Annotated in this window: 21 protein-coding genes; 15 read left to right on the top strand and 6 right to left on the bottom strand. The window is 71.4% G+C overall.

What is annotated here, in order from left to right; translation table 11 throughout:
- The first annotated feature begins 159 nt into the window (after positions 1–159).
- The 8 genes from ABMQ42_RS05690 to ABMQ42_RS05725 all read left to right on the top strand — a co-directional run bounded on the left by ABMQ42_RS05690 (position 160) and on the right by ABMQ42_RS05725 (position 8,230).
- The gene (locus ABMQ42_RS05690) at positions 160–1,116 is read left to right on the top strand and encodes an AraC-like ligand-binding domain-containing protein (protein WP_349721885.1); all 957 of its coding nucleotides are present in this window, start codon (positions 160–162) and stop codon (positions 1,114–1,116) included.
- 145 nt (positions 1,117–1,261) lie between these two features.
- Positions 1,262–2,380 (top strand): zinc-dependent alcohol dehydrogenase, encoded by a 1,119-nt coding sequence (locus ABMQ42_RS05695; RefSeq protein ID WP_349721886.1) that lies wholly within the window; start codon positions 1,262–1,264, stop codon positions 2,378–2,380.
- A gap of 45 nt (positions 2,381–2,425) precedes the next feature.
- The gene (locus ABMQ42_RS05700; protein WP_349721887.1) at positions 2,426–3,229 is read left to right on the top strand and encodes a MoaF C-terminal domain-containing protein; all 804 of its coding nucleotides are present in this window, start codon (positions 2,426–2,428) and stop codon (positions 3,227–3,229) included.
- A 12-nt stretch (positions 3,230–3,241) separates the two neighbouring features.
- Positions 3,242–3,631 (top strand): nuclear transport factor 2 family protein, encoded by a 390-nt coding sequence (locus ABMQ42_RS05705; RefSeq protein ID WP_349721888.1) that lies wholly within the window; start codon positions 3,242–3,244, stop codon positions 3,629–3,631.
- Positions 3,632–3,694: 63 nt separating this feature from the next.
- Positions 3,695–4,858 (top strand): ABC transporter substrate-binding protein, encoded by a 1,164-nt coding sequence (locus ABMQ42_RS05710; RefSeq protein ID WP_349721889.1) that lies wholly within the window; start codon positions 3,695–3,697, stop codon positions 4,856–4,858.
- Between the two features lie 51 nt (positions 4,859–4,909).
- The gene (locus tag ABMQ42_RS05715) at positions 4,910–5,770 is read left to right on the top strand and encodes a branched-chain amino acid ABC transporter permease (RefSeq protein WP_349721890.1); all 861 of its coding nucleotides are present in this window, start codon (positions 4,910–4,912) and stop codon (positions 5,768–5,770) included.
- Positions 5,757–7,529: a branched-chain amino acid ABC transporter ATP-binding protein/permease gene (locus ABMQ42_RS05720; RefSeq protein WP_349721891.1), complete on the top strand. Its 1,773-nt coding sequence runs from the start codon at positions 5,757–5,759 to the stop codon at positions 7,527–7,529. Before ABMQ42_RS05715 ends, ABMQ42_RS05720 begins: the two co-directional genes overlap by 14 nt.
- Positions 7,529–8,230, top strand: coding sequence for an ABC transporter ATP-binding protein (locus ABMQ42_RS05725; protein WP_349721892.1), 702 nt, complete (start codon positions 7,529–7,531; stop codon positions 8,228–8,230). The genes ABMQ42_RS05720 and ABMQ42_RS05725 overlap by 1 nt, the downstream gene beginning before the upstream one ends.
- Before the next feature lie 49 nt (positions 8,231–8,279).
- Here ABMQ42_RS05725 and ABMQ42_RS05730 read toward each other — a convergent pair whose 3' ends face one another.
- Both ABMQ42_RS05730 and ABMQ42_RS05735 read right to left on the bottom strand, forming a co-directional pair.
- Positions 8,280–9,092, bottom strand: a complete 813-nt coding sequence (locus ABMQ42_RS05730) for an SDR family NAD(P)-dependent oxidoreductase (RefSeq protein ID WP_349721893.1) — start codon at positions 9,090–9,092, stop codon at positions 8,280–8,282.
- A 14-nt stretch (positions 9,093–9,106) separates the two neighbouring features.
- Positions 9,107–9,853: an SDR family NAD(P)-dependent oxidoreductase gene (locus ABMQ42_RS05735; protein WP_349721894.1), complete on the bottom strand. Its 747-nt coding sequence runs from the start codon at positions 9,851–9,853 to the stop codon at positions 9,107–9,109.
- Between the two features lie 154 nt (positions 9,854–10,007).
- Between ABMQ42_RS05735 and ABMQ42_RS05740 the strand changes: the two genes are divergently transcribed.
- Both ABMQ42_RS05740 and ABMQ42_RS05745 read left to right on the top strand, forming a co-directional pair.
- Complete coding sequence (locus tag ABMQ42_RS05740; protein WP_349721895.1) at positions 10,008–10,919, top strand: molybdenum cofactor biosynthesis F family protein; 912 nt, start codon at positions 10,008–10,010, stop codon at positions 10,917–10,919.
- A gap of 1 nt (position 10,920) precedes the next feature.
- Positions 10,921–12,564, top strand: coding sequence for an amidohydrolase (locus ABMQ42_RS05745; RefSeq protein ID WP_349721896.1), 1,644 nt, complete (start codon positions 10,921–10,923; stop codon positions 12,562–12,564).
- 329 nt (positions 12,565–12,893) lie between these two features.
- On the opposite strand, the gene ABMQ42_RS05750 is transcribed toward ABMQ42_RS05745, so the two are convergent.
- Both ABMQ42_RS05750 and ABMQ42_RS05755 read right to left on the bottom strand, forming a co-directional pair.
- Positions 12,894–14,417: a GMC family oxidoreductase gene (locus tag ABMQ42_RS05750; protein WP_349721897.1), complete on the bottom strand. Its 1,524-nt coding sequence runs from the start codon at positions 14,415–14,417 to the stop codon at positions 12,894–12,896.
- Positions 14,418–14,426: 9 nt separating this feature from the next.
- The gene (locus ABMQ42_RS05755) at positions 14,427–15,851 is read right to left on the bottom strand and encodes an aldehyde dehydrogenase family protein (protein ID WP_349721898.1); all 1,425 of its coding nucleotides are present in this window, start codon (positions 15,849–15,851) and stop codon (positions 14,427–14,429) included.
- 187 nt (positions 15,852–16,038) lie between these two features.
- Here ABMQ42_RS05755 and ABMQ42_RS05760 point away from each other — a divergent pair, with 187 nt between their 5' ends.
- Positions 16,039–16,428 carry a hypothetical protein gene (locus tag ABMQ42_RS05760; protein ID WP_349721899.1) on the top strand — a complete coding sequence of 130 codons (390 nt, stop codon included), beginning with the start codon at positions 16,039–16,041 and terminating at the stop codon, positions 16,426–16,428.
- 160 nt (positions 16,429–16,588) lie between these two features.
- Here the strand turns inward: ABMQ42_RS05760 and ABMQ42_RS05765 are convergent, their stop codons facing one another.
- Positions 16,589–17,062 (bottom strand): cupin domain-containing protein, encoded by a 474-nt coding sequence (locus ABMQ42_RS05765; RefSeq protein WP_349721900.1) that lies wholly within the window; start codon positions 17,060–17,062, stop codon positions 16,589–16,591.
- Between the two features lie 262 nt (positions 17,063–17,324).
- Between ABMQ42_RS05765 and ABMQ42_RS05770 the strand changes: the two genes are divergently transcribed.
- The 4 genes from ABMQ42_RS05770 to ABMQ42_RS05785 all read left to right on the top strand — a co-directional run bounded on the left by ABMQ42_RS05770 (position 17,325) and on the right by ABMQ42_RS05785 (position 21,323).
- Positions 17,325–18,170: a helix-turn-helix domain-containing protein gene (locus tag ABMQ42_RS05770; RefSeq protein WP_349721901.1), complete on the top strand. Its 846-nt coding sequence runs from the start codon at positions 17,325–17,327 to the stop codon at positions 18,168–18,170.
- Positions 18,171–18,204: 34 nt separating this feature from the next.
- Positions 18,205–18,855 (top strand): HAD-IA family hydrolase, encoded by a 651-nt coding sequence (locus ABMQ42_RS05775; protein WP_349721902.1) that lies wholly within the window; start codon positions 18,205–18,207, stop codon positions 18,853–18,855.
- A 153-nt stretch (positions 18,856–19,008) separates the two neighbouring features.
- On the top strand, positions 19,009–20,622 hold the full coding sequence (locus ABMQ42_RS05780) for an ATP-binding protein (RefSeq protein WP_349721903.1): 1,614 nt from the start codon (positions 19,009–19,011) through the stop codon (positions 20,620–20,622).
- Positions 20,619–21,323 (top strand): response regulator, encoded by a 705-nt coding sequence (locus tag ABMQ42_RS05785; RefSeq protein WP_349721904.1) that lies wholly within the window; start codon positions 20,619–20,621, stop codon positions 21,321–21,323. Before ABMQ42_RS05780 ends, ABMQ42_RS05785 begins: the two co-directional genes overlap by 4 nt.
- 16 nt (positions 21,324–21,339) lie before the next feature.
- Here the strand turns inward: ABMQ42_RS05785 and ABMQ42_RS05790 are convergent, their stop codons facing one another.
- Positions 21,340–22,386 carry an Ldh family oxidoreductase gene (locus ABMQ42_RS05790; protein ID WP_349721905.1) on the bottom strand — a complete coding sequence of 349 codons (1,047 nt, stop codon included), beginning with the start codon at positions 22,384–22,386 and terminating at the stop codon, positions 21,340–21,342.
- Positions 22,387–22,390 lie beyond the last annotated feature (4 nt).

Below are 22,390 nucleotides of genomic sequence, written 5' to 3' on the forward strand. Positions count from 1 at the left end.
GCGGGCTCGGGAGGCCCGATCTGCTCATCCTCCCCATCGCCGCGCGCCGCCACATGGCCAGGGCTGCACGGTTCTTGTCCGGCCCCGCAGAACGAGGGGCTGGGCCTTGCCGGATGGATCGTATACAATGCAAACATCCTTTGAGACCGCGAGGTGATGATGCCTGTGTCTGCCACCCTGTTCCCGGCGACGGTCGCGACGACCGTGACGCGTGAGATCAGCGACTTCCGTGCCGCCGTGAGCGATTCCTTCGTCCCGCTGCAGGTGAGCAGCTCGCATCCCGACCACTTCCGCAGCCTCATGCGCGCCGCCAGCGTCGACGAGGTGCACGTCACCGATCTGCGGGCGACGCCGCACGTCGTCGAGCGCACCCCCGAGCTGATCTCGCGCGGGGACCGTGACTTCTTCAAGGTCAGCCTGATGCTCAGCGGCACCGGCCTGCTCGTGCAGGACGGCCGCGAGGCCGTGCTGAATCCCGGAGACCTCGCCGTCTACGACACGAGCCGCCCGTACTCGCTCGTGTTCGACGACGACTTCCGCACCATGATCGTCATGTTCCCGCGGCACCTGCTGACGCTGCCACCCGATCTCGTCGGCGAGCTGACGGCGGTGCGCATCGCCGGCGACGAGGGGCTGGGAGCGGTGGTCGTGCCGTATCTGAGCCAGCTGGCCGTCAACCTCGATCAGCTGGCGGGCTCGACCGGCGCGCGGCTCGCGCACAGCGCGCTCGACCTGGTCACGACGGTCTTCACGCGCGAGCTCGGCCTCGACGAGGCCGGCGCCGACCCGCACCGCGCACTCATGCAGCGGATCCGGGCCCACATCGACCGCAACCTGGCGTCGACCGACCTGTCTCCGGCATCCATCGCCGCCGCGCACTTCATCTCCACCCGGCACCTGCACGGACTGTTCCAGGAACAGGGCGCGACCGTCTCCACGTGGATCCGCACGCGCCGCCTCGAGCAGTGCCGCCGCGACCTCATCGACCCGGTGTACGCCGACCGCCCGGTCGCCGCCGTCGCCGCGCGCTGGGGGTTCGTGGACGCCGCGCACTTCAGCCGCGCCTTCAAGGCGGCCTACGACATCTCCCCCAGCGAGTACCGCGCCGCGCACTGAGCGAGCGGCCTCCTTGCCCCGCAGGGCACGGCGGTTGACTCTCGGCGCGCGATGCCGCCACAAGCGTTGAAACTCCGGGGGGCTCCGCGAAACATGGGCCTTCGGGACGCCGCACTGACGCGGTGTCCGGCAAAGGAGCATCGTCGTGGTGACCGCACTGCCCGAAACCGCCCGCCAGGTCGTCTTCCCCGCGCGTGACGAGATCAGCGTCCTGACCGCCGCCGTACCGGCGCCCGGGCCCGACGATGTGCTCGTGCGCGTCGCGCTCGTCGGCATCTGCGCCACCGATCTGCACCTGCTGGCCGGGCACATCGGCGACCCCTTCCCGCTCGTGCCGGGCCACGAGTTCGTCGGCGAGGTGGCCGCCCTCGGCGAGCGCGCGGCGGCGGACCGCGGCCTTGCCGTCGGCGACCGCGTCGCCGTCGAGATGCTGCTGCCGTGCCGCTCGTGCGCCCGCTGCCGCGAGGGCCGCTACAACCTCTGCGAGCGCGACGACATGGCGACGGGCCTGCCCCGCGGCCGGCAATACGGCGTGAACATCCCGCGCACGGTCGAGCCCGGCCTGTGGGGCGGCTACGCCGAGTACCTGCACGTGCCCGCCGAGGCGATCGTCCACCGACTGCCGGCCGACCTGCCGTTCGAGCGGGCCGTGCTGGTCGAGCCGCTCGCCGTCGCTCACCGGGCGGTCGCCCGCGGCCGGGTCGCACCCGGCGACCGCGTCGTGGTGATCGGACCGGGGCCGGTCGGCATCCTCACCACGGCAGCGGCGCGCGCGGCCGGCGCCGGCCGCGTCGTCATGGTCGGCACACGCGACGAGCGCTTGGCCCTCGCCACCCGCTTCGGCGCCGATGCGGTCGTCAACAGCCGCACGAGCGACGACCTCGCCCAGGCCGTGCGCGCGGCTCTGGGCGGCGCCGACGCCGACGTCGTCATCGAGATCGCCGGGGTCGCCGCCGCGCAGAATGACGCGGTGCGCCTCGTCCGCCGCGGCGGACGCGTCGTACTCGCCGGCGCCTGTGGAGCCGCCGTGCCGGTGACGTTCCTCGCCGACGAGGAGCTGCTCACCCGCGAGCCCGACCTCCTGCCCAGTTTCCTGTCGGCCGGCGGATTCGAACCCGCCATCGCGCTGCTGACCCGCGACACGTTCCCGTTCGAACAGCTCGTCACCCACCGCTTCGGCCTCGACGACGTCGAGACGGCGTTCGAGACGATCCGCGGGCGCCGCGACGGCGTGCTCAAGGCCGTGCTCGACCCGAGCGCCTGACCGCACCGGCCGGCCCCCGGCATCCACCCATCGAAGGAGACACCGATGACCGATTCACCCACCGATCCCGCGCTCGACGAGTGGCGCACCTACGACGACTTCTCGGCCGGGATCGACACGTACCGGCTGCCGAACTCGTCGCTGGCGGGCACCGCCCTGACGATCACGCTCGACGACGGGTCCGTCGTCACGCTCTCGTTCGGGGAGGATGCCGTCACCTGGTCGGCGACCGGATCGATCACCGCCCCCGAGGACACCGTCGACCCGTACGACGCGGTGGCCGTGCGTGACGATGTCCTCTTCGTCAATCTGCCGCGCACCAGCAGCGACCGCGAGGCGCTGACCCTCGTGTACTCCACCACCACCCATCGCGCACTGGCCGTCGTCTCGCACATCGACGAGCACGAGGTCGAGGGCACCCCCCGGGTGTCGCAGCGCTTCTTCGCGGGGGTCACCGACCAGGGCGAGCCCACCGGAGAGGTGCCCGGCCCGAGCCGCGACCTCATCGGCAAGCGCAACGTCTACCGCTACAGCCCGCACCACCTCTACGAGCACGTCTACATCTCCAGCCAGCGCTACGCGTGGCAGTGCCTCGAGGGCGTGCAGCGCGGCCACGGCGACATGGACCTGTCGACGGTCTGGAAGTTCGCCGACGGCCTGTACCTGTTCTGCTTCCGCGAGTTCCGCATCGCCGTCGCGAGCGTCTGGCTGCACGACCTCGGCTACCAGCTGATGACCACGGGCGTCTTCCTCGGCCTGAACGGCGAGGGGCAGAGCGAGCACTCCCGCGGCGGCGGCCACATCTACCCGCTGGGCTCGGTCGCGTACCCCGACGCCCAGCCCGTCTGAGAGGAACCCCCGTTGAGCAACGCAGACATCATCCGGGCCCACTACGCGGCCTCCGACCGCGGCGACCTCGAGGGCATGCTCGCCCCGTTCGCCGACGACATCCGGTGGACCGAGGCGGCCGGCTTCCCCTACGCGGGCACCTACGTGGGCCCGCAGGCGGTCGCCGAGAACGTGTTCGGGCGCATTCAGGACGAGTGGGACGACTACACGGTCGCGATCGATGAGGTGCTGGATGCCGGCGACAGCGTCGTGGGCGTGGGCACCTACTCGGGCACCTACAAGAAGACGGGTCGCTTCTTCGCGGCGCGCGTCGCCCACGTGTGGCGACTCGAGAACGGGCGGGTCACCGCCTTCGAGCAGTTCTGCGACACCGAACTCGTCGCGCGCGCACTGCGCGACTGAGCCGGGCACTCCGGCACCACGATGCACCACGGCGGTGCGTCGTTTGAGAGAGGCAGGCAACACATGGACAAGAGGAAATTCCTCGCCGCGGCGGCCCTGGCCGTCGCCGGCGCACTGACGCTCGGCGGCTGCGCGGGCACCGGCGGCTCGGACGGCGACATCGTCGTCGGGTCGGTGAACACGAAGAGCGGCGCGGCCACCTTCCCCGAGGCGTCGCAGGCGGCGCAAGCCGTCTTCGACGCGTTCAATGCGGCGGGCGGGCTGGACGGCCGCAAGATCAGCTACAAGGCGCTCGACGACAAGGGCGACCCGGCCACCGCCACGGCCGACGCGCGCGAGCTCGTCGCCAGCGACGAGGCCGTGGCGCTCGTGGGCGGCGCGAGCCTGATCGAATGCGAGCTGAACGCGAAGTACTACGCACAGGAGGGGATCCTGTCGATCCCCGGCATCGGCGTCGACACCGGCTGCTTCGACAGTGACAACATCTCCCCCGCCAATGTCGGCCCGTTCAACGACATGACGCTGACGCTGCTGTACGGCTCGGAAGAGCTGCACCTGGATGACATCTGCGTCCTGCTCGAGATCGCCGGCTCGACACGGCCGACCTATCAGGCCGCGATCGACCGCTGGACGCAGATCACGGGCAAGAAGCCGCTGTACATCGACGACACCGTGCCCTACGGCGCCAGCGACTACACGCCGTACATCGTCAAGGCGCGCGACAAGGGATGCAAGGCGCTCGCGATCAACCCCGTCGAACCCGACGCCATCGGGCAGGTCAAGGCCGCGAACGCACAGGGCTGGGACGACGTGACCTGGCTGTACCTGACCAGCGTCTACAGCGAGAACTTCGCGAAGGCCATCGACAACGCGGGCGCCGGCATCTACGTGCCTGCGGAGTTCTACCCGTTCACCGAGGACAACGACATCAACAAGGAGTGGCGTGACCTTATGAACAAGAACGACATCCCGCTCACGGCGTTCAGCCAGGGCGGATTCCTCGCGGCGAAGCACTTCATCACCGTGCTCAAGACGATGAAGGGCGACATCACCCGCGAGACCGTCACCAAGGCGCTCAAGGACATGACGCCGATCGAGAACAAGATGATCGGCACCGACTACCACTTCGGCGTGGACAACACCGCCGGCTGGCCGATCGTGCTCAAGAGCGGCACCAACGCCTGGGAGAAGGTCGCCGACGACTGGCTGCGGATCCCTGAGAACTGATCCCTCGGGCGGCCCGGCTGCGGCCGGGCCGCCCCTTCCCAAGGAGCACCCATGATCCAAGGAGCCCTCGCGGGCCTCGCCGCCGGCGGCCTGTACGCCGTGCTCGGCGTGTGCCTCACGCTCATGTCGCGCCTCGTGCGCGTCGTCAACTTCTCGCAAGCCGCCACCGGCATGTTCGGCGCCTTCTGCGCGGTGTGGCTGGTCACCCACGCCGGACTCCCCATCTGGCTCGGATCCGTCATCGGCGTGCTGATCGGGGGCCTGCTCTCGGCGGCGATCGGCTGGATCGCGGCCACCTGGCTCAGCGAAGCCGACACCACGACCCGGTCGGCCATGACGGTCGGGCCGCTGCTGCTGCTCATCTCGCTGTCGTTCATCCTCTTCGGCAACAAGCCGCAGCCGTTCGCTCCGATCATCGCGGGTCCGGCCTTCAGCGTCGGCGGCGTCGTGATCAGCCAGGTGACGATCGCCACCGTCGGGCTGGCGGTCGTCGTCGCGATCGGCGTGCACTTCCTGCTCGCACGCACCAGGATCGGCACGCGGCTGCGCGCCCTGTCGGAGCGCCCCACGACCGCGGAGCTGATCGGCATCCGCTCGCGCCCGCTGTCGATCGCCGTCTGGTTCGCGACGGGCCTGGTCAGCGCGATCGTGATCATCATCATCGCGCCATCCCAGTCCAACGACGCGACCAGCCTGTCGATGCTCATCGTCCCGGCCGCGGCATCCGCTCTCCTGGGCGGCTTCCGGCGCCTGGACCTCACCGTGATCGGGGGTCTCGTGCTCGGGATGCTGTCGGGCCTGGTCGCTCAGATCGGCCAGGTCTCCGCGGTCCGCAATTTCCTGCCGTTCCTGTTCATCGTCGTGCTGCTGCTGTGGTCGCAGCGCAAGGAGGTGTGGGATGCCGCTCGCTGAGAACCGCTGGGTCCGGGCCGGCTGGCCGCTGCTCGTCGGCGTGGCCGCGATCGTCGTCGGCTACGCGCTGAGCGTCGGCCTGAACGGGTATTTCGTCTTCCTCGCGGTCAGTGCCGTCACCGCCGCCATCGCCATCCTCGGACTGGGCGTGGTGACGGGATCGGCGGGCATGATCGCGCTGTGCCAGCTGACCTTCGCCGCGATCGGCGCATGGGTCGTCGCCGGGCTGAACATCATCCATGCCCCCGGCGGCTTCATCGTCTGGCTCGTGATCGGAGCGGCCGCCGCCGGCGTCGCCGGTGTGCTCGTCGGCCTGCCGGCACTGCGGCTGCGCGGCGTCAACCTCGCCGTGGTGACCCTCGGGTTCGCCGCGGCCGCCGACGTGACGCTCGTGCAGATCCAGTTCCCCGGCTCGGCGGACGGCATCGGCATCGACCGGCCCGGGGCCTTCCAGAACGACCGCTCGTACTTCTTCTTCAGCATCATCGTGCTCGTCGTGTGCGCGCTGGCGGTGTTCTACCTCCAGCGCAGCCGCATCGGCTCGAGCTGGAAGAGCGTGGCCTTCTCCGAGCGCGGCACGGCCGCGGCCGGGCAGAGCGTGCAGTCGGCCAAGCTCACCGCCTTCGCGGTGTCGGCCGCCCTCGGCGGCGTGTCCGGCGGCCTGCTGGCGGGTCAGGTGGGCCTGCCCCTGGCGTCGAGCTTCAGCCCGCTGCAGTCGCTGGCCCTGTACGTGCTGGCGATCATGAGCGGCGCCCATCTCATCGACATGGCGGTGTTCGGCGGCATCCTCTGGGTGCTCGTTCCCGAGCTGCTGAAGAGATGGGGTGTGCCGCAGGACTGGGGATTCGTCATCTTCGGCGTGCTCGGCGTGCAGGCCCTCACCAGCGGAACGAACCTCGGCCAGGGCATCCGGAACCTGATCTGGCGCCGACAGGGCCGCCGGCATGCGACCGCGCACCCTGCCGAGACGATCCCGGAGAGCGCCCTCGAGGGCATCGCCGATCCGGTGACCACGACCACCGTCGCCACCGCGAAGGGCGCGCCGACCGGGCCGGCCGTGCTCACCGTGGAAGGGCTGACCGTGCAGTTCGGCGCGCTGAAGGCGCTCGACGACGTGTCGGTCGAGGTGCCGGCCGGGTCGATCATGGGCCTCATCGGCCCCAACGGCGCCGGAAAGTCGACGTTCGTCGACGCGATCAGCGGGTTCCTGCGCGGGCACGGCGGGCGCGTGCTGCTCGACGGTCACGACCTCGCCGGCCTCTCACCGACCCGGCGGGCGCGCCTCGGCCTGCGCCGCACGTTCCAGCAGGACCGCGTGCCGCCGGCTCTCACGATCGACGCGTACGCGCGCTTCGTCGCGCGGCGCCGGCTCGACGCCGAAGACGTCGAGAGCACCCTCGCGTTCTTCGGCTGCCCGCCCGCGCACACCCGTCTCTCGAGCGTGGACGTGGGCACACGGCGGCTGGTCGAGGTGGCGGCGAACGTGCTGGCGCGCCCGCGCGTGCTGCTGCTCGACGAGCCAGCGGCCGGTCTCTCGCACGAAGAGCACCTGGCCCTGGCCACGCGCATCCGCGAGCTGCCCGAGCGCTTCGGCATCTCGGTCGTCATCATCGAGCACGACCTCGACCTGGTGCGTTCGGTGTGCCCGCGGCTCACGGTGCTCGATTTCGGTCGGGTACTCGCCTCCGGCCCGCAGGAGGACGTGCTCGCCGACCCCGCGGTGATGAAGGCCTACATGGGCGAGACGGAGATGCTGTGATGGAAGAGAGCCTGATCCTCGACGACGTGACCGTCAGCCGGGGCGCGGGGCCGGTCATCTCGCACGTGAGCCTGCGGGTGGCCCCGGGCGAGGTCGTGGCGCTGGTCGGACCCAACGGCGCCGGCAAGACGAGCCTCATCGAGTCGGTGTCGGGGGTGATCGCGCACTCCGGCGGCGACATCCGCATCGGCGAGACCTCGATCGGCAGGCTGTCGCGGGTCGCGCGGGCGCGGCGCGGCATCGTGCACATCGAGCAGGGCAGGGCGGTGTTCCCGTCGCTCACGGTGCGTGAGAACCTGTCGCTGACGGCCCGCACCGATGCCGAGGCCAAGGCCGCGCTCGACCACTTCCCCGAGTTGGAGAAGCGCTGGGACTCCCCCACCGCCCTGCTCTCGGGCGGTGAGCAGCAGATGGTGGTGCTGGCGCGTGCGTTCGCCGCCCGGCCGAAGTTCCTGCTCATCGACGAGATGAGCCTGGGGCTGGCGCCGGTCGTGTTCACCCGGCTGCTGCCGATCGTCTCGACGCTGGCCGAGTCGGGCGTCGGCGTGCTGCTCGTCGAGCAGTTCACGAACCTCGCCCTGGGCCTTGCCCGCGAGGCGCTCGTGGTCGCCGGCGGGCGCGTGACGTACCAGGGCACGGCGCAGCAGCTGCGCGACGACCCGACGATCCTGCACGAGGCATATCTGGGCCGCGCCGCGTAACGGACGAGGGTGGATGCCGCAGCCGGCGGCCCGCGGCATCCACCCGTCTCTACATCCCGGCGTGGTCGAACGCCAGCGTCGGCACGTCGACGATGTGCGCGCCGCCGTCGGTGAGCAGCACCGCGCCGGTGATGTACGAGGACTCCCCCGAGCCGAGGAAGCGCACGACCGACGCGATCTCGGACGGATGCGCGGGCCGGCCGAGCGGCACATCCGCCGTGACGGCGCCGTACGCCTCTTCGCGCGAGTCGAGGCCCGCCTGCTCGGCGAACTCGTCCATCTCCTCATCGGCCATGGGGGTCTGCACCCATCCGGGGCACACCGCGTTCACGCGCACCCCCGAGCGCCCGTAGTCGCGCGCGAGGGTGCGGGTCAGTCCGATCAGGGCGTGTTTGCCGACCGTGTAGCCGGCCACCGAGGGCCCGGCGAACAGGCCCGCCAGCGACGACACGATCACGATCTGGCCCTTCGACTCGACCAGCGCCGGCAGCGCCTCGCGCGCCATCGTGAACGCGGTGGTCAGGTTCGCGCGCAGCGCGCTCTCCCACGCGTCGTCGTCCGTCTCGCCGACCGGCGCGAACCCGTGCCCGCCGGCGTTGGCCACCAGCACATCGAGCCGCCCGAAGCGCGCGAGGGTCTGCTCGACCGCCGCGCGCGCCGCCGTCGTGTCGGCGGCATCGGCGACGATCGCGGTCGCACCGATCGCGGCGGCCACCGCGTCGAGGGGCTCGCGGCGGCGCCCCACGACCACGACATGCGCCCCCTCGGCCGCGTATCGCTCGGCGACCGCAGCGCCGATGCCAGTGCCGCCGCCGGTGATGAGCACGACGCGCCCGGCGCCGTTGTTCCCTGGGAACGTCATCTGGACTCCTCGTCTCAGGCCGGAAACGCCGACCGCGCGCTGTATCCGAAATCGCTCACGAGCCCGGTGCCGTTGACCGGCCGCGAGACCGGCGAGCACAGGAAGGCGACCTGCGCGGCGACCTGCTCGGCCGTCTGCACGGGGAAGTCCTGGCCCGCGAACCCCTCGGCGAGCCCCAGGTCGCCGCGGCTCATCGGGGTGTCGACGACCGACGGACACACCGCGTTCACGCGGATGCCCGCGTCCGCCCACTCCACCGAGGCGGCACGCGCGAGCTGCAGCAGCGCCGCCTTCGACGCGCAGTAGGGCGCCATGCCGGGAGCGGCCACGAACGCCGAGTCGCTGGCGATGACGACGACGGATGCCGCATCCGACCGCTTCAGCTGCGGAACCGCCGCACGCAGCACGAGGAACGCGCCGCGCGCGTTGACGTCGAAGACCGCGTCCCAGTCGGCGACGGGCGTCTGCGCGAGGGGCGTGCCGACGGGTCCGGAGACTCCCGCGCACAGGACCACGAGATCCAGACCGCCCAGCAGTTCGCCCGCGGCCGCGACCGCGGCATCCACCTGCCGTTCATCGGTCACGTCGGCGGCCAGCGCGTGCGCGCCCAGAGCGGCCGCGGCATCCCGCACCGCCTCCTTGTCGCGATCGACCAGCACCACACGCGCGCCCTCGGCGACCAGTGCCGCGGCCACCGCACGCCCGATGCCGCCGGCGGCACCGGTGACCAGCGCGGCGCGTGAGCCGATGCGCAGATCCATGTCGTTCCTCCTCGATCGCCCTGCCATCATCGCCGCAGGCCCGCCCCGCGCGAACGTTCTCTGCGCTGTCGAAACAGCCGCCCGCGCGCTGCGTCAACATCCGGAGGAACACGCGGGCGAGGATGGAGACGGACCCGCGAGCGAAGGAGCACACGTGACCGAAACGAACCTCTCCGACACCAGCACCTGGCTGCCGTTGGACGGACTGGCGCCCGGATTCGACGCCAACAAGGCACCCCTCTCGCACGCGCTGGACGGCCGCACGTTCACGGTCGTCGATGACCGAGGCACGCGCATCGCGCACACGTTCGGCGAGGGCAGCGTGTCATGGGTGTACGAGCCGGGGGCGTCCGACCCGACAACACCTGCGGCACAGACCGACGCGTGCGAGGTGTTCGAGGTCGACGACGACCTCTTCTACGCGCAGTTCCACCACGACTACCTGCCGCACGAGGCGGTCTCGCTCTTCCTCGACCTGCGCAGCGGGCACGCGCTCGCGGTCATCAGCGACATCGGCGCGGCGGCACCCGGGCGCACGGCCGTGCAGCAGATCTTCGCGCCGGGGCGCATCGAAGAGCTCGACCAGACGGGCGCCGCCCCCGCCCCCACGACCGAGCTCATCGGCCGCCGCGCGCTGTGGGTGTACTCGAGCGAGCATGCCTACGAGCACGTCTACCTCTCGCCGCACTGGTACACCTGGCAGTGCCTGGCCGGCCCCGAGCAGGGCCTGGCCGACACCGATGAGCAGACGACCTGGCGGCTGCGCCCGGGCATCTGCGTGTTCGCGTGGCGCGAGAAGGTCATCCCCTGCGCGTCGGTGACCGTCGCCGACCACCGCGACCAGCGCGCACTGCGCTCGCACGGCGTGCTGTTCGGCGTCGACGAGGCCGGCACCGGCCAGACCCACTTCACGTTCGGCGCGCACGGTCGGCTGCTCTCGAACACCGTGCATCCGGATGTCTACGACCCCGCGCTGCGGGGAGAGGCGGGGTGGGATGCCGCGGCCGCCGCGCCGGCTGCGGCCGGCGCCGCTGGGCTCGCGCACGCACCCGAGGAGGACCGCTGACATGGCCGCCGACCTCATCCTGACCGGCGGCGTGGTCCGCACCGTCGACGCCGATCGGCCCATGGCTGAGGCCCTCGCGATCGGGCGCGGGCGCATCCTCGCCGTTGGCACCGCCGCCGAGGTGCTCGCGCACCGCGGCCCCGGCACCGAGGTCCGCGACCTTGCCGGTGCCGCCGTCTACCCCGGCTTCGTCGACGTGCACAACCACCACGCGATGGCCGGGCGCACCGACCTGTTCGAGCTGGCCCTGCCGCCCGCGCTCGGCCTCGACGAGATCCTCGACCGTGTGCGCGCACAGGCGCAGACCCTGCCCGCCGATGCCTGGATCATCGGCGGGGCCGTCGCCTCGACGCTGCTGCCGACGCTCGGCTCGACCGCGATCCGGCAGCGGCTCGACGAGGCCGCGGGCGGACGCCCCGTGATGATCGTCGAGGACTCCCGGCACAACCGCTGGGCGTCCACGCGTGCGCTCGAGCTCGCGGGCATCACCGCCGGGTCGGTGCCGGCCGGCGGAGTGACGGTGCTCGACCCGGTCGACGGCACGCCGACCGGCGTACTGCTGGAGGCCGCGGGCATCCCGGTGCAGGAGGCCTATGACCGCAGCGGAGGGCTGGATGCCGCGCAGCACCGCGCCGCGTCGCGCCGCGGCGTCGAGATCGCGAACTCGTACGGGATCACCGCCTTCCAGGACGCGGGCGTCTCGGTCGACATCCTGACGGCGCTCGCCGACCTCGACACCGCCGGCGAGCTGAACGGCTGGGTCGTCTCGTCGCTGCTGATCAACGACGAGATCTTCGGGTTCGCCCCGCTCGGCCGCGAGCTGCTCGCGCGCGGCGAGGAGTTCCGCACCGCACACCACCGGCCCGACTTCGTCAAGATCTTCCTCGACGGGGTGCCGCCGGCACGCACGGCGTCGTTCCTCGAGCCGTATCTGCCCGACGACGCGCACGGCGCGCACTTCCACGGCACGACGACGATGGGGCCCGACGAGCTCTACGGCTGGCTGCGTCTGGTGGCCGAAGAGGGTCGCGGTGCGAAGATCCACTGCACGGGCGACGGCTCGGCGCACCTCGTGCTCGACACCGTCGAGCGGCTGCGCGACGAGGGCTTCGCCGATGCGCGCTTCCACATCGCGCACGGGCAGTTCCTCGCCCTGTCCGACATCCCGCGGCTCGCGCGGCTGCGCGTGACGGCCGACATCTCGCCGTTCATCTGGTTCCCCGGAGTGATCCCGCAGGCCCTGGCCGACGTGCTCGGCGACGAACGCGTCAGCCATCTGCAGCCCAACCGCGCGCTCATCGACGCCGGCGCGCTCGTCGCCGGAGGATCGGACTGGCCCGTCTCGGAGTCGCCGAACCCCCTCGAGGGCATGCAGGGCCTGGTGACCCGCGCCGACCCGCTGCGCCGGGCGCCCGGAGTGCTCGCGCCCGAGCAGGCGATCACCGCCGAAGAGGCGCTGCAGGTGTTCACGCTCAACGCGGCGACGGCCATGGGGCTGGACGCCGAGACCGGATCGCTCGTCGCCGGCAAGTCCGCCGACTTCGTCATCCTCGACCGCGACGTGATCGCCGGCCCCGCCGACGCGATCATCGACGGCGTTGTGCGGGAGACCTGGTTCGCAGGCCGGCAGGTCTACGCGGCCTGACGTGCGATGCGGGATGCCGCGGCTGCGCCTCCGGCGCGGGCCCGCGGCATCCCGCACCATCTGTTCGGCAGTCACCTTCTGCAACCCCGCGTCGCGAACACCCGCAGAAACCGACTGCCGAACATCAGAGGCCGCGCCGCGTGAGAGGCCGCGGCGCGTGAGAGGCCGCGCCGCATGAAAGCCCGCGGCGCGTGAGGGGCCGCGCCGCGTCATCCACCCCGCCTCGGCACCCCACCCTGTCCGCCCGTCCACCAACTGTTCGGCAGTCGATATCTGCAACCCCGCCGCGCGAAGACCCGCAGATATCGACTGCCGAACAACGGCCGGGGTCAGGCGCCGAGCTCCTCCAGCAGGAAGCGCGCGCCCTGCTCGCCGATCAGCACCGCGGGCGCGTTCGTGTTGCCGGTCGTGATGCGCGGCATCACCGACGCGTCGACGACCCGCAGCCCCGACACCCCGCGCACGCGCAGGCGCGGGTCGACGACGGCGTCGTCGCCGGATCCCATCCGGCACGTGCCGACCTGGTGGTGGTATGTCACGACGGTGCGGCGGACGTAGTCCTCAACCTCGTCGTCACCCACCGACGGGCCCGGGTACACCTCGACGGCGCCCCACTCGTCGGCCAGCGCGGGCTGCGCGCCGATACGCCGACACTGCTGCACCGAGGCGACGAGGGATGCCACGTCCGCGGCGTCTTCGAGCGCCGCGAGGTCGATCGACACGGGGTCGTCGAGCCCCGGCCCGGAAAGCCGCAGCCGCCCGCGCGAGGCCGGCCGCACGATGCCCGCCATGAGCGAGAAGCCGTCGTCGCCGACCGGCTCGAGGTCTTCGCCGTACATCGGCACCGAGAAGTGGATCGGCTGCGTGTCGGGTTCGTCGAGCTCGGGCTTCGACCGCCAGAACGCGTGCGTCTGCGTGACCGACACCCCCGAGACCGGCGCCCCGACCGGCCGAACCGTCGTGCGGAAGATCACCGGCGACAGCAGGTGGTCGTGCAGGTTCTCGCCGACCGCCGGCGCGTCGCGCACGACGTCGATGCCGAGCGCCGACAGCTCGGCCGCCGGGCCGATGCCCGACCGCAGCAGGATCGCCGGCGAATCCAGCGCACCCGCGCACAGCACGACCTGGTCGGCGCGCAGCTCGCGCATCTCGCCGTCCTGCCGGTACCGCACGCCCACCGCGCGTCCGTCTTCGATGATGACGGAGTGCACGTGGCATCCCGTGCGCAGATCGATGCGCGAACGCACGGGCTTGAGGTACGCGGTCCACGTGTTGACGCGATGTCCGTCGACGAGCGTGACCTGCTCCTGCGAGACGCCGTCCTGCGACGCCCCGTTGTAGTCGAGGTTGTGCTCCAGCCCCTCCTGCACCGCGGCATCCAGAATCGACCGCTGAATAGGCACGAGCGGGTAGTCGTCGGTGACGGGCAGGATGCCGTCGGCACCGTGCAGTTCGGATGCCCCGCGTCCGAACGCCTCGATGTCACGGTAGACGGGCAGTACGGCATCCCACGACCACTCGGGTCCGGCGACCTGCGCCCACCCGTCGTAATCGCTGCGTGCGCCACGCACCCAGATCATCGCGTTGAGGGCGTGCGAACCGCCGAGCACCTTGCCGCGGGGCAGGTGCAGCCGGCGCCCGGCGGCGTGCTCCTGCGGGACGGTGCGGTAGTCCCAGTCGTCGGGCGAGTGCCAGAGCTCGCCGGCACGGCTCGGGTCGTCGATGGCGGGGTTGGTGTCTTCTCCCCCGGCCTCGAGCAGTGTCACATGCGCGCCGGCATCGGCGAGACGGCGGGCCATGACGCAGCCCGCCGATCCGCCGCCGACGACGATCACCGATGCATTGGTCGTCATCGCGGTGCCTCAGCCGTTGATGACCTGCGGAACGGAGACGCCCTTGAGGCCGGCGACGCCGAACTCCTGGCCGTAGCCCGAGCCCTTCACGCCGCCGAACGGAACGTCGGGGTGCAGGCCACCGTGCGAGTTGATCCACACGGTGCCCGACTGGATGCGCGCGGCGACCTTGCGCGCCGCGTCGCGGTCGCCCCAGACCGAGCCCCCCAGGCCCGCGTCGAGACCGTTGGCCCGTGCGACCGCGTCGTCGACGTCCGTGTAGCGGATGATCGGCAGCACCGGCCCGAACTGCTCCTCGTCGACGAGCGCTGTGCCGTCGCTCACGTCGGCGACAAGCGTGATCGGGTAGAACAGCTCGCCCAGCTCGGTCGCGGGCGCGCCGCCGGTGACGACGCGGCCGCCGTGGGCCTTCGCGTCTTCGACGAGCCGGTTGACGATGTCGAACTGCTGCTTGTTCTGCAGCGGGCCGAGCACGTTGTCTTCGCTGAGGCCGTTGCCCATCGGCGTGGCCGCGGCGATCTGCGCGAGCTGGTCGACGACCTCGTCGTAGATCGAGTCGTGCACATACAGGCGCTTGAGCGCGGCGCAGGTCTGGCCGGTGTTGATGAATGCGCCCCAGAAGAGGTCCTGTGCGATCGCGGCCGGGTCGGCGCCGGGCAGCACGATGCCGGCGTCGTTGCCGCCGAGCTCGAGGGTCAGGCGGGCGAGGTTGCCGGCCGAGCTCTCGATGATCTTGCGGCCAGTGGCGGTCGAGCCGGTGAACATCACCTTGTCGACATCGGGGTGGGCGGCCAGCCGTGCGCCGACCTCACGGTCGCCCGAGACGGCGATCAGCACGTCGGCGGGCAGCACCTCGTTCATCACGGAGACCAGTGCCAACACGCTCAGTGGGGTGTACTCGCTGGGCTTGACGACGACGGTGTCACCCATCCGCAGCGCCGGGCCGATCTGCCAGATCGCGATCATGAGCGGCCAGTTCCACGGACCGATCGCACCGACCACGCCCACCGCGCGGTAGTGCAGCTCGGCGTGGGTCTCGCCGTCGTCGACGAGCACCTCGGGCTCGAGCGGAGTCGTCGCGGCCGACCGCAGCCAACCCGAGCACGCGCCCAGTTCGAAGCGGGCGTTGGGGCCGTTCAGCGGCTTGCCCTGCTCGCGGGAGAGGATGCGCGCCAGCGTCTCGGCGTTCGCGTCGATCGCATCGGCGGCCTTCAGCAGCAGCTCGCGGCGCTCGTCGTGACCGCGGGCCTCCCACGCCGGCTGCGCGGCCTTGGCGCGCGCGATCGCGTCGTCGAGGTCGGCGACGGTCTGCTCAGGGGCGCGGCCGAGCACCTCGCGGGTGGCGGCATCGAGGATCTCACGGCCCGTGCCTTCCGGCGCCTGCACGCGGTCGAGCAGCGCGGTCTCTTCGGGGGTGAGCGGGGAATCGGACATCGGTGTCTCCTTCGTGACGACGTCGTGTGCGCACCGGCGGCGGGCCGCACCTGTTCTCATTGTCCGTCGCCGCAGGGCGGCGAGGTTGACTGCCAGCGCAGGGGCCTCGTCCGCCCGCGAACGGTCGCCCTAGAATGGGCGACGAAACGGGATGCCGTCGCCCGATCCGCTCGGAGGTGCGATGCGTGTGGCTCACCGCTCTGTGAACGCCAAACGTGCCCTGCAGATCGTCGGTGCGGTCCTCGCCGCTGCGGCAAGCATCGTGTCGGGCATTCTCCCGAGCTTCGAGAGTGTCACGACGGATTCCTCAGGCCACGAGACGATCACCACCCAGAGTCTTCTCCAGGTCCAAGGCCCGGCATTCCTGGTCGTGCTCTTGATCCCCGTCGTCGTCACGCTGATCCCGCTGTTCCTGCGCGGGCGCGCGTGGATAGTGGCATCCGTCATCGTGGCGGCCCTGCTCGTCGCATTCGCGATCGCCGGCGCGCTCAGCATCGGCGGGTTCTATCTCCCTGCAGCCGTCATCGAGACCGTGGCGACCTTCTTCCCCGTCCGCGGCAATCGGCGGACGTCATGATCGGATGGCCGAGAACACCACGGGCCCGCCGCTCTTCCGGAACGCCGTCTCACCGAGACAAGGGATTCCCGCCGAACCACGGGGCGACGCCCCAGGTCTCAGCAGAAATCCCCTGTCTCGGCGGCGGCGCAGCCGCCACCGCGGCATACCTGCGAGCCCCTCAGGCCTTCGGCACGTTCTCGTCGGAGTTGTAGTTGCCGTCGCCCGACAGCGAGATCGCGTTGAAGCGGATCGGGCGCGTGATCGTGCCCCAGTCCAGCGGGCAGTGCCGCGTGCCCGCGGGGATGTAGACGGCGCCCGAGCTGTTGATCGTGTACTTCTCGCCCTCGATCCACAGGTAGGCCTCACCGCCGAGGTCGTGCGGGTCGTCGGGGTCGCTGCCGAGGAAGACGAGCACCTCGTCGTAGTCGTGCTGGTGCTCGTTGACCCAGTGGCTGCCCTCTTCGGTGGGCAGGATCCACGAGTAGGTCATGTGCACCTTCGACTGGGGCACGTCTTCGGCGCGCATCAGCGCGAACGCGTCGCCGATGTGCGAGGGCCGGGGCTCTCCCGTGGCGACGGCGCCCTCGTTGACGAGGTCGTCGCTGGTGTCGCCCATGTGCCGCACGATGAGGTGCTCGTATGTGCCGGTCATCCGCTGTCTCCTTCAGAGCTGGTCTGTGTGAGAACCCACGGTAAGAAGAGGCGGGATGCCGCGGCCATGCACTCATGTCGGATGAAATGGCACTTCCACCCGCGAATGGCACTCCCGTACGCGCGACGGGGACTGGCGACGGGCTTGCATCTGCGCGCACGTCGCTCGTCGCAGCGCGCGGCATCCCTCCCACGCGACCGGTCGCTCCCGCAGAGTGGAGTGCGGGGACGTCATCGGCGACGCTCCCGGACGGAGGACCGCCGTGGCCAGGCGCACAGCATTCGCGGAGTACAACATCGAGCACCGCTGGACGACCCTGCGCGGTTCCGCGCTGGTGGGCTCGTTCGTGGAGGACGGGCCGGGTCCCCACACCACCGTGCCGCACCGCCACGATTTCGTGGAGCTCATCTGGCTGTCGTCGGGGTCGGGAACGCACACGATCGACACCTCGGAGTTTCCCGCGCGGCCGCGCACGCTGCACATCGTCGCTCCCGGTCAGGTGCACTTCTGGACGCCCGCGGCGACACCGCTCGACGGCACGCTGGTGCTGTTCCGCGAGGAGTTCCTCACCGGTCCCGGCGGGCTGCCCGCCCGCGTCTGGGACGGAGGGATGGCCGTGCCCGATGCGGCGACCGGCGAGCGGATCGATCGGATGCTCCGCGAGCTGGAGATCGAGCTGGCGGGCGCCGCGTCGGACCGTGACACCGTCGTGCGCTACCAGCTGTCGGCGCTGCTGAGCGTGTGCTCGCGCGCGATGGTGTCGCCCGCACAGCCTCGCCACATGCTGGCGGTCGCCTTCGAGCACCACGTGCATGCGCACCTGAGCGCCGCGCTGACGGTCACCGGCAGCGCGCGTGCGCTGAACGTCACGCCGAACCATCTGACCGAGGTCGTCACCGCCGACACGGGTCGTCCTCCGGGGGCGATCATCCGCGCCGCCGTGCTGCTGGAGGCGCAGCGCCTGCTCACCCGCACGACGATGAGCTGCGCGCAGGTCGCCGCCGCGCTCGCGTTCGACGACCCGTCGTACTTCTCCCGCTTCTTCCGTCGCGAGACCGGCGTGACGCCCTCCGTCTACCGCACCGAGCGCCGACTCACCGCCGCCTGATCGCGCCTTCAGCCCGGCACGAGAGGATGGGGGCATGCCGCAGACCTTCACCGCCCGCGCCGTGCTCCTCGACATGGACGGCACGCTCGTCGACTCCACCGCCGTCGTCGAACGACTCTGGCTCGAGTGGGCCGCCGAGCACGGGCTCGACGACGACCGGGTCCTCAGCGTGATCCACGGCCGGCAGGGCCACGAGAGCATGGCGATCCTGCTGCCCGACCGCGACCCCGCGATCAACCGCGCCGAGAACGCGCGAATGCTCACCGCCGAGGGCGTCGACACCGAGGGCGTGGTCGCTGTGCCCGGGGCATCCACTCTTCTCGACGCTCTTCTGAGCACCCCGCACGCACTGGTGACCTCGGCCGACGAGCGGCTGGCCACGGCGAGGATGGATGCCGCGGCACTGCGCGTGCCGGAGGTGCGCGTGACCGCCGAGCACGTGAGCCGCAGCAAGCCCGATCCCGAGGGCTTCGTGCGCGGAGCGGAGATTCTGGGCGTGGCCCCGCAGGACTGCATCGCGTTCGAGGACTCGGGCGCCGGAATCGCCGCGGCGCTGGCCGCGGGCACGACCGTCATCGGCGTCGGCGAGCGCGCCCGCGGCCTCGGAGCCGCCGCCGTCGTCGCCGACCTGACCGAGGTGCGCGCCCGCCGGGTGGACGGCGGCATCGAGATCTCGGTGGGCTGAGCGCCACAGAGGAACGCGCGTTTCGTGCGTTCTGTGCGCGGGCGCGAACGGGTCGCCGTCCAGCCGCCGGTGCGACAATTGCCCTCGGCGCACACCCGACCGCCGACGACCGGTGTGCACCCGAACCCGCCCGCGACGAAGCAGGAGAGACGGATGGCACGCAGCAGTATTCGCCTGTCGACGAACATCCTCCGCACCCAGATCGCCGTGCTGCTCGGAGCACTGCTGGTCGCGTTCGGGCTGTCGCTGTGGCAGTCGCACGAGCTGCTCGTCCACCAGTTCGAAGAGCGTGCGCTGGCCATCGCCAACACGGTGACCGTCGCCCCCGGCATCGCCGACGCGGTCGTGGCCGGCGATCCGAGCGGCGTCGTCCAGGCGCGCGCCGAGTCGATCCGGCGCTCGACCGGGGCCCTGTTCGTCGTGGTCACCGACGACCACGGCATCCGCTACTCGCACCCAGTGCCCGAACGGATCGGCGAGCACGTCTCCACCGACCCGAGCGGGGCGCTGTCCGGCAAGACGGTGGTCAACATGGAGCACGGCACCCTCGGCCTGTCGGCGCGCGCGAAGGTGCCGCTGCGCACCGACGCGGGCCGGATCGTGGGCGAGGTGTCGGTCGGCATCGACGCCGACGAGATCGCCGCGAGCCTCTGGCGGCTGCTGCCGTCCATCGCCCTGTATTCGGGCATCGCGCTGACGGTGGGGGTCGTCGGCTCGCTCTTCCTGGCACGGCGTCTCAAGCGACAGACGTTCGGTCTCGAACTGAACGAGATCGCGACGCTGCTGCAGGAGCGTGAGGCCATGCTGCACGGTGTCGCCGAGGGGGTGATCGGCATCGGTCCGTCGGGACGGATCGCCCTCATCAACGACGAGGCGAGACACCTTCTCGGCCTCGGCGATGCCGACGTCGGGGCACGCGTGGACGATACGACTCCGGCCGGACGCATCCGCGACATCCTCACCGGGGCGGTGGCCGGCACCGACCTGGTGGTGCTCACCGATGAGCACTGCCTCGTGATGAACCGGATGCCGGTGTCGATGCAGGGACGCGACCTCGGCCACATCGTGACGATCTCGGACCGCACCGAGCAGGAGGGGCTGCTGCGCGAGCTCGACAGCGTCCGCGGACTCACCGACGCCCTCCGCGCGCAGCAGCACGAGTTCGCGAACCGTGTGCACGCCCTCTCTGGCATGCTCGAGCTCGGCCGGTTCGACGAGGCCGTCGACTACGTTGCGGAGCTCTCGGCCACGGCGACCGATCTCGCGACGCGCCTGCAACGGCAGATCGCGAGTCCGCAGCTCGTGGGGCTGCTGGTCGCCAAGTCCGTCGTCGCGTCCGAGCGCGGGGTGATGCTCGTGCTCACCGACGAGTCGGACCTCGCCGAGGGCGAGGCCGACGCGCGGGCACTGCTGACAGTGCTCGGCAACCTCGTCGACAACGCCATCGACGCCGCGGTCACGGGACCCTCCCCGCACCGCGTCGAGGTCGACGTGCGGTGCATCGGCGACAGCGTGCGCGTGCGCGTGCGCGACAGCGGACCGGGAGTCGCGCCCGAGATCGCCGAGGAGGTCTTCGAGGACGGCTTCTCGACGAAGCCCGACGAGGGTCTGCGCCGTCGTGGTCTCGGTCTCGCCCTCGTGCATCGCGTCGTCGCGCAGCATGCCGGCCGGATCGAGGTCTCCTCCGGTCCCGGCGCCGTGTTCACCGTGACACTGCCCCGCGACGGTGCCGCGGGCGCCGCCGTGCCCACGGAGGCGACGGCATGACCGACGACGGCGCCCCCATCCGCACGCTCATCGTCGACGACGACTTCCGTGTCGCCGAGATCCACGCGGGCTTCGTGTGGAAGGTCCCCGGGTTCGAGGTCGTCGGCATCGCGCACTCGGCCGCCGACGCCCTCGAACAGGTGCACACGGCCCATCCCGATCTCGTGCTGCTCGATCTGTACCTGCCCGACGGTTCGGGGCTCGACGTCATACGCCGGCTGGCCGAAGAGCCCTCCCCGCCCGGCGTGATCGTCATCTCCGCCGCGCGCGACCTCGCCCATGTCCGCGCCGCGATCGCCCAGGGGGTGGTGCACTACCTGGTCAAGCCGTTCCGCTTCGCCGCGTTCTCCGAGCGCCTCACCGCCTTCCGCGATCTGCATCGCCGACTCGAAGACCTCGACTCCCGGCGGGCCGAGGCCGACCAGCACGAGGTCGACGGCCTCTTCCAGCTGATGCGCACCGGCACCATCGCCACCCCGCCGAAGGGGCTGTCGGCCGAGACGATGCGCGCGGTGCGCGATCTGCTGCGCACGACCGCCGGCGATGTGTCGGCATCCGATGTCGCGCAGTCCCTCGGCATGAGCCGACCCACCGCACAGCGCTACCTGTCGGCGCTCGCGCAGCAGGGCGTCATCGAGATGCGGTTGCGCTACGGCACCACCGGCCGCCCCGAGCACCGGTACCGCATCGCGGCGAAGTGAACGTCGCGATGCGGTCTCACCACGCGATGTCGACCCCGCAGTCGGTGGCGAGGGAATGCAGGTCCGCGACGGTCTTCTCCGGAAGACGGATGCCGCCGCCCGCCGCCCGATTCCGGTTCTCCAGCTCTCCCGGGTAGAGGATCTCGTCCACGCCCGGCGCGCGGCGCACGTTCTTGACCTGACCGATGAGCACGCCCATCCGGCGGTCGAACTCCGCCGGCGGCTGGAACCCCGCGATGTCGATCGCGATCGCGACGTGGCCGGCCCCGCTGTGCGCATCGGGCTGCCAGGGCCCACCCACGTCGAGCCCGTACGACGAGCCGGTGAGCACTCCCGAGAAGACATCCATCATGAACGAGATCGCGTACCCCTTGTGCCCGCCCATGGGCAGGACGACCCCGCCGTCCAGGGCCGCCGCGGGGTCCGTGGTCGGCCGGCCCGCCGCGTCCAGTGCCCAGCCGTCCGGCAGCTGTTCGCCCTTCTCGGCGGCGGCGTAGATCTTGCCGCGCGCGACACCGGTGTTCGCGATGTCGAGCACCGCGGCATCCCCTCGTCCGTCCGGCGTCGCGAACGACCAGGGATTCGCCCCGACCGCCTTGTCGAGCCCGCCCCAGGGCGCCATCGCGGGCGAGCCGTTGGTCGTGAGGATCGCCGCGCATCCGGCGGCCGCGGCCCGACGGGTGAAGTACGCGGCCGTGCCGAAGTGGTTCGAGTTGCGAACGCCGACCGCGCCGACCCCGTACTCCTTCGCGCGGGCCACCGCCAGGTCCATCGCCCGCGCCGTCACCACCTGGCCGACGCCCGCGTTGCCGTCGACGCTGACCAGCGCGCCGCGGTCGGCGAGCACGGTCAGGCGGGTGACGGGGTCGATGCGGCCGGTGCGAAGCCGCGCGGCGTACCAGGGCAGCCGCAGCAGCCCGTGCGAGGGGTGGCCCCACTCCTCGGCGACGACGAGCGAGTCCGCGACGAGCTCCGCGTCCTCGTCGGGAACGCCGAGTGCGGCCAGGATGCGCGCGGCGAAGTCCCGCAGCCGGTCGGGCGGAACGACGGTGTCGGTGTGCATGGCG

The sequence above is a fragment of the Microbacterium sp. KR10-403 genome (genome assembly GCF_040196215.1).
Taxonomy (GTDB): Bacteria; Actinomycetota; Actinomycetes; order Actinomycetales; family Microbacteriaceae; genus Microbacterium.